We start from the raw sequence: 12,540 nt of genomic DNA, 5'->3' as shown, positions 1-12,540 counted from the left end.
AGCCTATGACCAATGTCAGGTATTTGCCGGGTTGCCCCGCTCAGGGACGGGGCTCCCAGATGGATTCCATAGGGTAGACGGAACCGTCAAACAGGACCAGCTCCCCGCCTTCGGCCCAGAGCACCAAAGCCGAATACGGGCTTTCCGGGAAAAAGATATCGGTCAGGTTGGCCTTGCCCCTGTCGGCAAAAACCTCCACGGAGGCCACATCCAGCAGGATGCGCAGGTCCAGGCTTTCCTGTCCCATGTCGACGGGGGCACTGTGGGGGCCCTTGAAGAAGGCCTCCGAAAACCCCCTGGGCCCCGAACGGGTGCGGTCTACCGTCATCCGGTCCTGCTCCCGGTCGAAGCGGATGACCAGGCGGTCCCCTTCGGGGTTGCTCAGGGTACAGCCAAAGGCTGTGGCCGTGGTGTTTTCAAGGTCTACCAGGAGGGACAGGTCGCACTGGGAAGGGCTGAAATCCCCGGTGGCCTGCAGGCTGTCCCCGATCCGGACCGGCAGGGCCACCTCCTGCCCCCTCAGGCCGGTTACCGCAGGGACGGGCACAGAGCTGATCACATAGCCCCCTGCATCTTCCACGAGGCTGAGTACCCGGGGCACGGTCATGGCAGAACGCCAGGCTTGTGTGGGCACTTCCTGAGCGTACTGCCAGTTGGACATCCAGCCGATCCCCAGGCGGTTCCCCCAGCCGACCGGGGCGTTGTCCCACGTGACAAAGGCGTAATTATCGGCCCCGTAATCCAGCCATTTCTGGGAGGCGGGGTCGGCGGCAAAGGTGGTGCCGTCAAAGTCCCCCACAAAATAGGAGGTCCCGGTACCCCCGGCAGGGCCTTCCTGCTGGATGCTCACCAGCAATACCCATTTGGATTCCCGGCTGCCGGGTTGCCGCAGCCGGAACAGGTCCGGGCATTCCCAGAGGCGGGTATCCCCTTTGATGCCGAATTCGGAGAGGTACTCCCAGTTTTTCAGGTCGGGCGACCCATAGAGCATGACCCGGTCGTAAACCGCCAGGACCATGACCCACCGTTCGGTTTCCCGGTGCCAGAAAACCTTGGGGTCGCGGAAGTCCCGTACGCCCGTGTCGTTTCGGAGCACCGGGTTACCGGGATACTTGGTCCAGGTCCGGCCCTTATCCGTGCTGTAGGCAATGCCCTGGTACTGAAAATCATCCGCGCCCGCCTGTTCGCCCTGTGGATCGTGATAGGTGAATACGGCCACAACGGGAGGGTCCTCCCCGTTGCCGAAGCCGGAGGTATTTAATTCGTCCACCACAGCACTCCCTGAAAAGATATACCCCAGGGAATCCGGGTACAGGGCTATCGGCTGCTCCTCCCAGTGCAACAGGTCGGTGGAGACGGCATGCCCCCAGTGCATGGGGCCCCAAACAGTGCTGTCCGGGTAATACTGGTAACTCAGGTGGTATTCCCCTTCCAGGTAGAACATCCCGTTGGGGTCGTTCATCCAGGCCTCGGAGGGCGTGAAGTGGAACTGGGGCCGGTGGGGCTCGTCATAGCGCGTAGCACCGGCATCCCCTCCGGCAACCGACGAGGCAGATTTTCCGTTGTCGGGCCCCTCCCCGCAACTAGCAAGCAGGAGGGTCATCAAAAACAGCATGGGGCGTATCAAGTGGGTCATAAGATGAACAGTCTTCCCCTAAATGTACACTATTTTACAGAAGACGGCCGGCAGAAAATTCTGCCGGCCGTCCCGTATTGCTGCGCGAATATTGTTGTATTCGCCGTATTGATGTGCCTGCCGTTATCCCAGGGTTACTGTTTGATGATCTGGAATACGGAGTCTTCGGCATTCGTCCGGTCCATACTGATAAAGTAGGTTCCGGGGTTCAGGTTCACGATATCGAGTTCCACCTGGGTCATGCCTGAGAGAACATTGTAGTTGCGCTGCATGATCGCCCGGCCCACCTGGTCGTAAACGATAACGGTGAGCGGTCCTTCCATATCTCCCACGTACAGGTTCAGGTAATCGGAAACCGGGTTGGGCGATACCATCCCCAGGGGTTCCGGCTGCTCCGTTTCGGTGTCAAAGCTGTCCAGGTCGGTCGTAAAGGCCGTTGAACAGGGGTTCGCATTGGTTCCGGTTGGAGATTTGGCCGCACTGTTACAGCCTGTAGAAATTACCTCCCACTGAACGCCGTCCCCGGATGTAATGATGGAGAAGGTACCGGAAGAACCTGCCGGAAATACCGAAGGTGGTTCTTCACTTCCCTCCAGGAAGGCAATACTACCCTTGGTCTTAAACTTGTTCTGAGGGGAACCAAAGGGTATGTATAATGTATAAGGCGAAGGATTATCCCAAGTGAATTGCAACCTAACGACGCCTCCACCGAGATCCTCTTTGCAGATATCAGTAGGCGTTACCCGTTCACTACAACTCACAAGTCCGTTGACGTATAATTTGCCTTCGGTAATGGTCACCGGATCGTAGTTATCCAGTGGGATGGCGCCCTCAAGATTCGGAACAATGTCATAGACACCGGCAGGCAATACGGCCTCGCCGGACAGGTCAGTCAGCCGCTCCGTGTCAGCTTCGTTATAGAGGCTATACGATATTTGAGGTTCCGCATCAGCCAGTGCCAGACCTGTAATGGTCGTGGTAAAGTCTGTAGGCGTCGGATCTCCTGCTGTAATTACCGCATCATTAACCTGAACATCCAGTCCTATCGGTGTGATCGTATAAAGCGTCGTGTTGGTGAAGACCCTGTAATTCTGCGGACTAGGTGCGGTGGGATCACTCGGGAACAAAATGGCCGGAGGCACGATGGCATGTTCCCCGACATGCAATCCAGTGAGGACCGTAATCGCCTTTAGTTTAAGAGGTGCTCCTTCCACATTGCTCAAATAACTATCCACATCATTCAGCAGGAACAGGGGTTGGTCAATTGCTGTAGGACCATCCGATCCCGTTCCGGAGGATGGATCGCTGTTCACCAGGCTAAAGCCGTTGGTGGAACCATCCGCATTGACCAGGCTGAAGCCATTGACCAGGTTAAACCCATTGACCAGGTTAAAGCCGTTGACCAGGTTGAAGCCATTGACCAGGTTGAAGCCATTGACCAGATTGAAGCCGTTGACCAGGTTAAAGCCATTTGAAGTGCTCAAGAAATTGGTGGTATTCTCGGCATTCACCAAATTAAACCCATTGACCAGGTTGAAGCCATTTGAATCTACCGGATCCGTTGGTTCCCCATTCACCAGGCTGAAGCCATTGACCAGGTTAAAGCCGTTTACAAGCGAAAAGCCATTGATGATCTGATCATCGCCATTGACAAGACTGAAACCGTTCACCAGATTAAAGCCGTTGGACTGTGAATCCAGGGGTTCTGGGTTATAACTGTAAAAGTCATCTGTGCCAAAAGTTGAAATATCCGCATTATCAGCCGTTTCATCTGCTTCTACTTGTATAAACAAATTCGAAGAAATCGGGATTACCTTGACAGGGTCGTTATAGGTCGAGGATTCGCTGTTAACCAGGTTAAAGCCATTGACCAGGCTAAACCCATTTACCAGACTGAAGCCGTTGACCAGGTTAAAGCCATTGGTCAGCTCGGATTCAATGGCTGCGCTTTCTGTGGTTTCCGACACAAAGAAGGATCGGTTCACCAGTGAAAACCCATTAATGAAGGGTTCATTGTTGACCAGGTTAAAGCCGTTGACCAGGTTAAAGCCATTCACCAGGTTAAAGCCGTTCACCAGGCTGAACCCGTTGACCAGGTTGAATCCGTTGGTATGGCTGGCTGCAAATTCAGACTGGATCGAAGCTACCGGGTCATCATCATTGGTGGTCGCGTCCCCGTAGTTATAGACAAACTCGATATCCGGGATGGGATCACCGTATTGCAGCGTGGTTACCCCGCCCGCAAAGACTGCCTCAATGGTAACCGGCATGGGATTTATGAATATCGTTCCGCTCTGCAATTCAATATTGAACAATTCCGACAATCCGGGATCGATCGAATTAATCGTCAGGTTGACATTGTAATTCCCGACATTCGAAGTGGGCGTTGCCAACGTCGTGTAACTATAATCGAACAACGTTACATCAGCGAATAAATCAAGTATAGCTGTGTTGGTGATTTCGGCCCCGATCTCACCGCCTGTGCCGGGTTCATAAATGGTAAAAGTAAATTCCGGATTGTCCTGCCCGTAAAGGCGCGTAACCTGATCGGGTTTAATGATAATCGAGGTGGATGGAATATCCAGCAGGTTTTCAGTATCCGAAGTACCACCATCCGTACCATTGGTCAGGGCACCGGGAGGCGTATAAACGTATATGGCGGGGTCCCCGATAAAGGCGCCGAGATACAACAAGATGGTATTCTCGTCCAAAACCGTATAGGTATTTTCGTCATCCGAAGTCAAAGTAGTTATATCTACAGGTTCTCCCGTAGCGGGGTCCACCAGATTTGAGTTTGTATCAAGAACTTCACCCCTGTAAAAGACCTGGGTTGCATCCACGAAGTACTCCCCGTCAATAATCACATAGGAGGGCACGGAACCGTCCCCGGAGTAGGGAGTCGTCCCGTCCAAATCCTTAAAGGGTGCATCTGCCACAAAGGAAGGGATGGGGTTTGCAAAGGAGCCAATGGCGGCATTTACCGAAATAAACCCGCTCCCGTTTTTGAAGTCGTACCCCCCAAAATCATTTGTCATGGGAACCGTGTTCGATAACAACAGGTTTTTGGCATTGTATACATTCGGATCGATTCCTGGCAGGAAGGCACCGGAAGCGTCCTTCAAAAACTTATTAATGGCTTCTTCCACGAGAACCGCGGCTGCAGCCACGTGAGGGGCCGAAGCGGATGTCCCAAAAAAGTTAGGGAACCCGGATCCATCCGTATCCCCGACTCCCCCGAGATCCACAGAGGTATCCACGCCGGTAGGCGCCATCAGGTCCGGTTTGTTCCGCACCCCATCATTTGTCCAGGTACCTCCCAGGGAAGATGATTGCTGGGGGATGGGTAATCCGCCTGCAACCCCGAAATTGGGGGTGAAATCATAACGTACGGCCCCAACGGTAATGGCGTCTGTCGCATTGGCATGCCCTACGATTGTTGAAGCATTCATTGCGGGCACCGTATTGATCTGGAGCTGGCCTCCCGCCCGGAAAAAGATAAATTTCATCTTGGTGCCGGCCGGTACGGGCGTACTACCGGGGGCATATTCAATCATGAGGTGCGTATCCGCCCCAGCTGTGTTCACATTAAAATACAGGACCTCGATGGGATCGACCCCGGTATTCACCACGTTGTCGCCGTCCTGCTTATTGCCGACGGCATCCGTCAGGTACATATCCACGTCATACAGGGCCCCGCCTTCCCCCAGGGAGTAATAGTTATCATCCCATTGCAGGACGACTGCATAAAATCCAACCGGGAGGTCATTGAGGTCCATCAGGAAATCATCGTCGAACTGGTGCCTGTTTTCATTCGGGCTGGGGGCAGCCGTAAATTCGAATTCGTACGAGCGATCCCCAAAATTTCCCGCGGATACCACATATTTCTTGCCTGCTGCCACAGCCGCATCCGCTGCCAGTGCTATATAACCGTCACTGAAAAAGGGTTCCTTGAGATACGTCAGGTCATCGACGATCCAGTCCACATCCGGGTCGGCTGCGAACAGATCGATATTCGCCGCAAAATTATATTCCCCCAAAAAGCCGGTCCTGAAAAAGAGCTCGGCACCGGGGGCCACGTCATGGGCGATTTGCGCCATGGCCCTCCCTTCGTCGCTTCCGCCGCCGGGGAATTCCAAATCGACGGAAACAGGCGTGGTAAGTCCATTCGGGTTGCCAGCGCCGGGCAGGTCGCCATTCGCAACATCATTGGCTGCGGCAAAGAGGTTGTTGTAACTATCGGATATCACAGCAATACCGAAACCGTTACCAAACAGATCCCAACCGAGACGAGCTGCAAACGATCCCTGTGCAAAATCCCCCTGGGTATCCGCCGCACTTATAAAATCAGCTCCCCTTAGAGCCACTACCTCACTTACGCGATTTATGGAAGGCTCGATATCAAAAGCGGGAAGGTCACTGATCCTTACCAATCCGGAGGCCGTTAATTGAAGGCCAGCAGGGTCATATACAATATTCAAATCGCCTATCGGATTAGGGCTTGGCAGGGTTCCCAGAAAAGCAATGAAGGCAGTGTAATCATTTATGGTAATGTCTACCTGAATTTTATCATCTGCAGTTATCACCAGCACCTCCGGCACCACATAACCCGCGGCACCATAGGAATCCGACAGTTCCCTGAGGATCATGGTCAGGTTTTCGAATGTTTTCAGGCGGTCATCGCTTGAATCCGTGATATCGCAATTGTCCACGATTACCGTGCCACTGCCCTCACCGCTGGGGGCAGCCCCGGCCGTGAAAGCAAAGTTATCCGTGACTGTTACCGTATACTCGGTGTTGATATCCGGGCTTACCGTAATGCTCTGGGTCTCGGCTCCACCGGGACTCCATAAATAACTATAGTTTCCATTTCCGCCACTCGGGGTAGCCGTAAGAGTCGCAGTCTGTTCCCGGCCCACGCAAAGGGCTTCATTGTCGTTTTCAGTCGGGTATACAATGGACACCGCAACAGTTATGGTCGGGTCCACGGTGACGGTTGCCGTGCCCTGCGCACTGCACTCGGCACCCGGGGTGGTAATATAACCATCGGTAACGGTTACTGTATATTCCGTGGTTGTTTCGGGAGTCACGTCAATGCTCTGTGTGGTGGCTCCGCCGGGGCTCCAGGAGTAACTATAATTCCCATCGCCCCCCTCTGGAACTGCTGTGAGGGTAACGGTTTGGCCCTCATAGATGGATTCGCTGTTCACAGAAACGGTAATTGCGGAATTTACCGAAACGGTCACTGAGGCCGGCGGGCTCGCGCAATTGTTCGCCGAGTCATAAAAGAAGGCGTAGTACGTCCCCGCACCGGGCACCAGAGAAGTCAGGTCGGTAATGTGGTCGCCGGTGGCCAGGAGATCCGGGTTTGCGCTCCATACAAGGGCAGTGCCCGTAGGTGCGGAATCCGAACTAAATGAAGAAAAGGCCGGTAAGGTGTCATCCGCGCAAAATGCCGTGGGGGCATCCGCAATGAGGCTGGGCGCTGTCTGCCCGACGTTGCTAAGCGCACAGGCGCAGGTTTCATCCACTTCTGCCGCCGTGCTAGGAGGGAAAGTAAGGCCGCTGCTGTTGTTGGCATAAAAGTAGAGCACACTCTCTTCCCAGACACTAAAGTTATTAATGTTCCCGGCTAGTACCTTAATACCTCCACTCCCCGTGAGAGGGGCATTGTTGACGAAATTGCCGGTGGTTAAGGTAAAGCAGGCATTCGATAACGCAATTCCCACATTATTATTGACATTGCCGTCCTTGGTGATAACGGAATTGGTCGCTGAGAAGGCTCCATCCACATTAAGCACCCCCGGACCAATTTCAACAATGGCGCCGGATGCCTGGAAGGTACCCCCAGACTGTACATTAAGGTTGCTGCTGTTATTGAAGGTGGCACCCGTGATGATCAGAGAACCATTATTCCGGATATTGATCGGCGGGTTTCCCAAATAATTTATGGTATGCCTCATGTTAATGGTGCCCCGGATATCCGTATTTGGGAAGTTCCGGTTGCCGCAGTTGCCCGAAAGGCATCTCCAGGCAGCGGCACTTTCCCAATTATCGGAGGCCCCGGTAGTTTCCCAATCTTGGGCAGAAATAGTCTGAAAACCTGTCAGCAGTAATGCAAATAGAAACAGACAGAATTTGATGTTCGGGTAGAAATTTTTCATAGAATCACAGAATTGGTTGACGCATCCTCTTTAAGAGGCTGTAGGTTAATTCTTGCGATTCGGGGAGAATGCTTTGAATTATGTCGTAAAAACCTGTTTTTCAATGGTTAATAACAGGTAAATCTAAACGAAGATATGGCAAAGTTTACTGATTTTGGTCAATTATTTACAAATGGTTAATAAAACAGGATAATCGGTAAGTTTTGAGGTATGATTAACCAGATCAGCCTGATGAATGACAACGGGATAGCCATGAAATCTGCCGTTAAACCTACAATCCGGTGTCCCTGTCAAACATTTATTGTTAACTTTAGCCGGGCAGAGATCATTCCCAACAAATGAAGGAAACAACCAAGCAACATTCCGGCGATACTGCCGATAGCCGATCGGACGCAGAGGGGCCATCCAAGAAAGCGGCCGCAATGGAGGAACCGGTCGAAAAGAAACGGGAGGGTGATATCCTATCTGCTGAGGATAAAATTGATGTTTACTGGAATACCATTGAGTATATTGTGGGGCTGAACCGGACCTCAGAGGTCAAGGCCGGTCTTATCATTTCTTTTTACGGGCTGTTGTTCGGGGTATTCCTGGAAGTGGGGACCTCCCCCTTCGAGGCGATGCTGGAAGTCAGCAATTTCGTGGTCGCCGTTATAGTGATATTCATCTTCTTCGTGGCAAGGTCCATCTACTTCAGCTTCAAGTGCTTCCTGCCCCAGATTGAGACGAAATTCGACAAGAATATGTTCTTTTTCCACGATGTGGTCACCGCCTATGGGGATAGCCGTTCCTTCGCCAAGAAATTTGCCGATTTGCTGAATGACGATGAATCGCTATATGGGCAACTGGGCCAGCAGATCTACGTGAATTCGCTGATCGCCACCAAGAAATTCAGCACCGTGAATAAATCCGTCCGGAACCTGGTATACAGCTTCATACCCATGTCGCTCGGCGTAATCCTGATAATCGTCGAAAATGTTATTCTGTAGTATGGCGGGTTAAGAGGCCTTTGAGGAGGCAGTACCTGCCTTGTTCTTGAGCATTTCCAGAACTTGCAGTTTGCTGGCTTTGCGATTTCTTATTGCCCAGTCCGTATGGTACCTGTGATTGTCAAGGAACCGGATCTGCACGTCCAACCAGTCACACTCGTTTTTCACAACCCCAAAATGCATAAATTCCTTGTACAGACCGGTACTTAATGTATCGTAGTCCGAACGGCCCAGGTAATCCAGGTCGGCATCGGCCATAATCTCTTCATATATATTCTTGGGCTCCTGGGGCACCTTGGTTGCCCGGATCATCCCCGATATCAGGAAAATCTCACGCTCCGAACAGGAATCCTTGAGCTGTGGCACAATTTCCTTTATACTGCGTTCTTCATGCTCCTTGGGGCTATATATATAGCCATAATCATGGGACACTGCCGCAATGCGAATGAGCCGTGCAATGCGTTTGGAAATCATGTAATACTCAATGTAATGTTCGCACACATTGGCTACATCGATCGTATGATCGAGGCAATGGTACGTCAGGTAACCTGGAAGTTTCTTGTCCAGTTCGTCCAGGATGCGGTGGCAGATATCGGGATATAAACTACGATTAACCAGCTCCATAGGTAGGTTTAACGTCGGAACAGAATTCCGCTATATTATAACTTTTTGAAGTGTTTTTTATTGCACGCTTCGGTTGAATCTCACTATGGCGGTTTTCAAAACCTGCTGGAAAATCCATTTAATTCGGAGTCAATATAGAAATTTTTGTCAGAAATACCATCATAATTTAAACATTTGCGGGTTCCGCCTCCTGCTCCAGATCTGCGAAGTACATACGCAGGAACATGCCGTTTTTAACTTCAATTTCACCCCGGTACGAAAAGCGGTGTGAATCCTTTAGCTTCTGGTAGGTGTTTTCGGAAACGTTAATCCGACCTACCTCCGAGCTCGATTCCATGCGCGAAGCGATATTCACCGTATTCCCCCAAATGTCATAGGCAAACTTTTTGGTCCCTACCACCCCGGCCACGACAGGCCCCGTATTCAACCCAACGCGGATCTCGAAGGGATAGATACCCTTGGGCGGGTTCCACTCGGTTTCATTGGTGAATGCGACAATTTCCCGGGCTGCATTGAAGGCGTCCTCGGCGTTGGTGGTATTAGGCGTGGGAATGCCGCCTGCACACATATAGGCATCCCCGATGGTCTTGATCTTTTCGATGCCGTATTTATCCATGATGGCATCGAAATTCTTGAAGTAATAATCCACGCTTTTCACCAGCATCTCCGCTGAAACCCGCTCCGCAATGACCGAGAATGCCCTGAAATCGGTAAACAGCACCGTTATTTCTTCAAATTCCTTGGTACGCACATGGCCTTTTTCCTTGAGTTCCGCGGCCGCCTCCTCAGGGAGGATGTTCAGGAGAATCTCATCCGAACGGTTGCGTTCAATGGCGAGGCGGCGGTTAGTCCTCTTAATGTAGAAATACTGGAAAATAAAACCGGCAATGATCGCCAGGAAGAGCCCCAGGATAATGAGCAGTAAATTCTTGGCACGGGTTTCCTCCTCGATCTGCACTTCGTAAAGCTTGTTTTGGGTATTGAGGAGTTCATTCTCCTGCTCCCTGCGCTCCAGGTCAAAAACGGTCCGGAGTTGAGACATCTCTTCCGCATATTTACTGTTGCGGAGGGAATCCTCGGCCTCATTGTGCTTTTGCTGCATCTCATAGGCATTCCCGTAATCGTTCTGCAGCGCATAAGCTCTTGAGAGCCCCAAATAGGCGTCACTGATTTCCCGGAGCAGTTGCGCATCCTGAGCGATTTCCAGCCCACTGTTAAAACTACTGACCGCAAGAGCAGGGTTTTGTCGTTGCAAAGCGACGTTTCCGATGCCGAGATATGCCTTGGCCTCTTCCAGTTTTGTCTCTTTTTCAACAGAAGATGCCAGCGCCTGCCTGTAAAAATCCTCTGCATTGGCAAAGTCCTCCATTTTGAGGTAGGCGGCACCAATGAGGTTCAGGGGGGTCGCCGGGTCGAAGCCAACTTCCCTGAAGCGCTCCAGGGCATCATTCAGGTAAGGCAGGGCGGATTCAGGGTCTTCCTGAGCCAGAAAAAGTTCCCCGATATTTACATAGGCTGAAGCCAGCCCCCGGCCATAATTAATTCCTTCAAAGTAGCGTATGGACTTATCGAAATTTTCAATCGCCTGGTCATAGGTCAAATCGTCATTCTTGTAAACCGTGCCAATATTCACATAGGCCGTCCCGATGCGCAGTGAGTCATTGACGATTTCTGCATTCCTGAGGGATTCCATGAATAATTTAAGCGCATTAGGATCATCCCCGGTAGTTTGATAGACCGACCCGATATTGCTTTGGATATTGCTGATCCCCAGGGTATCATTCTCCTTTTCGTAGACCAGCAGGGAACGGTTGAAATAATCCAGCGCTTCGCTGAAATTACTCCTGTAATAGTTCACGACCCCTATGCTTTTAAACCCTTTTGCCTTGCCGATCTCATAATCGATGACATTTGACAAGTCAAGGGCCCGGATGGCCAGGGTAATGGATGAGTCGGGATTCGTTAACCACAAATCCTGGGCTTGGTTCAGCAGGGAATCTACTTCGGCAGTACTTGTTCGTTCCTGCCCCTGCAGTGGATCCGAACCTATCTTATTAATCTGGTCCTGTGAAGCGCAAACCAGGGGGAAGAGTGTGCAACACAGCAACAGACAGATGGACCACCTGATCCCAATTTGGCGTGCTCTGTTGGCTTTCATGGTTTTAAAATTAGGAATAAATCTCAAGTTCCTAAACTGTCCGGGGTAAAAGTGTCAAAAATCTCTGTGGGGCATGCAGGACACCCGGGATAACCTACAGGGAAAATCCCGATATCCCAATAGGGCTGGCAACAGGTAAATTGCCCTATTTTAGCTGGACGTCTGTTGCATTAATCGGACGTTTGTATAATTCATCGAATAGATGTACATGGCGCTCGACAAATCAGGCTATTCTGGCACGCCGCTGGCCCGAAAACTGGGGCTGAAGGATGGGATGCGCATCCTGGTACTGAACCCGCCCGGGCCCTACCATTCATTTTTTCGCGAACTGCCGGACCTCAGGATTTCCACATCCCCCGGCCCGGGGAAAATTGATTTCATCCATCTGTTCGCCCAGACCTTTGCAGGGCTGGAAAGCGGGCTTGAGGTATCCGTACCGGTGCTGGAAAAAAGCGGCATGCTGTGGATCAGCTGGCCCAAAAAGGCTTCCGGGCTGGCATCCGAAATCGATAAGTTCGATGTGTTGCGGGCCGGGCAGGCAGCCGGGCTGGTGGATGTGAAGGTGGCATCGGTCGATGCGATATGGAGCGGGCACAAATTTGTGATCCCCATTAAAAACAGGTGACGGGGCCAGGTCAGAAGGAAGAATCCGGCAGGAACTGGCAGCGGGCCCCGAGACTGGTCGTATGCCCAATAAACGGGTCGTAGATAATCAGGGAAGGCCGCGGACAAACCGTCCCCGCCATGAATAAAAAAATCCAAGGGTACCGCGTTGCATCTAGAATATTCGCGGACTTGCCTGGTAACCCGGCCCGGGCACCCTGGTCATTCCCTGGATTTCGGTTCCACAAGGGTAAACAGAATCCCTTGCCGCATTTTGCTTTTTCGGACGAAAGAGGTGCCTGTTTGCTTTTGGGGTAAATGGCTTCAACAAAATAAGGGTCAGGGATTTAGCCTGTAAAATCGGGGTTGTGG

The 12,540-nt window shown here is 51.7% G+C and carries 6 protein-coding genes; 2 read left to right on the top strand and 4 right to left on the bottom strand.

Going from position 1 to position 12,540, the window contains the following annotated elements:
- Positions 1-40: 40 nt before the first annotated feature.
- Together H7F20_RS09400 and H7F20_RS09395 are read right to left on the bottom strand one after the other, a co-directional pair.
- Complete coding sequence (locus H7F20_RS09400; protein ID WP_185785934.1) at positions 41-1,636, bottom strand: glycoside hydrolase family 32 protein; 1,596 nt, start codon at positions 1,634-1,636, stop codon at positions 41-43.
- Positions 1,637-1,770: 134 nt separating this feature from the next.
- Positions 1,771-7,596: a S8 family peptidase gene (locus H7F20_RS09395; protein ID WP_185785933.1), complete on the bottom strand. Its 5,826-nt coding sequence runs from the start codon at positions 7,594-7,596 to the stop codon at positions 1,771-1,773.
- A gap of 539 nt (positions 7,597-8,135) precedes the next feature.
- Between H7F20_RS09395 and H7F20_RS09390 the strand changes: the two genes are divergently transcribed.
- A complete protein-coding gene (locus tag H7F20_RS09390; RefSeq protein WP_185785932.1) occupies positions 8,136-8,783 on the top strand; it encodes a Pycsar system effector family protein in 648 nt (215 codons plus the stop codon).
- Between the two features lie 9 nt (positions 8,784-8,792).
- On the opposite strand, the gene H7F20_RS09385 is transcribed toward H7F20_RS09390, so the two are convergent.
- The gene (locus H7F20_RS09385) at positions 8,793-9,407 is read right to left on the bottom strand and encodes an HD domain-containing protein (protein WP_185785931.1); all 615 of its coding nucleotides are present in this window, start codon (positions 9,405-9,407) and stop codon (positions 8,793-8,795) included.
- 166 nt (positions 9,408-9,573) lie between these two features.
- Entirely contained in the window at positions 9,574-11,379 is a 1,806-nt protein-coding gene (locus H7F20_RS09380; RefSeq protein WP_185785930.1) for an adenylate/guanylate cyclase domain-containing protein, read from the bottom strand.
- A gap of 394 nt (positions 11,380-11,773) precedes the next feature.
- Here H7F20_RS09380 and H7F20_RS09375 point away from each other — a divergent pair, with 394 nt between their 5' ends.
- Positions 11,774-12,190 carry a DUF3052 domain-containing protein gene (locus H7F20_RS09375; RefSeq protein WP_185785929.1) on the top strand — a complete coding sequence of 139 codons (417 nt, stop codon included), beginning with the start codon at positions 11,774-11,776 and terminating at the stop codon, positions 12,188-12,190.
- Positions 12,191-12,540: the final 350 nt, after the last annotated feature.

This window comes from Robiginitalea sp. SC105, from assembly GCF_014243345.1.
In the GTDB taxonomy this organism is placed as follows: domain Bacteria; phylum Bacteroidota; class Bacteroidia; order Flavobacteriales; family Flavobacteriaceae; genus Robiginitalea.
The sequence above is the reverse complement of the archived record's forward strand: the minus strand, read 5'-3'. Positions and strand labels throughout refer to the sequence as shown.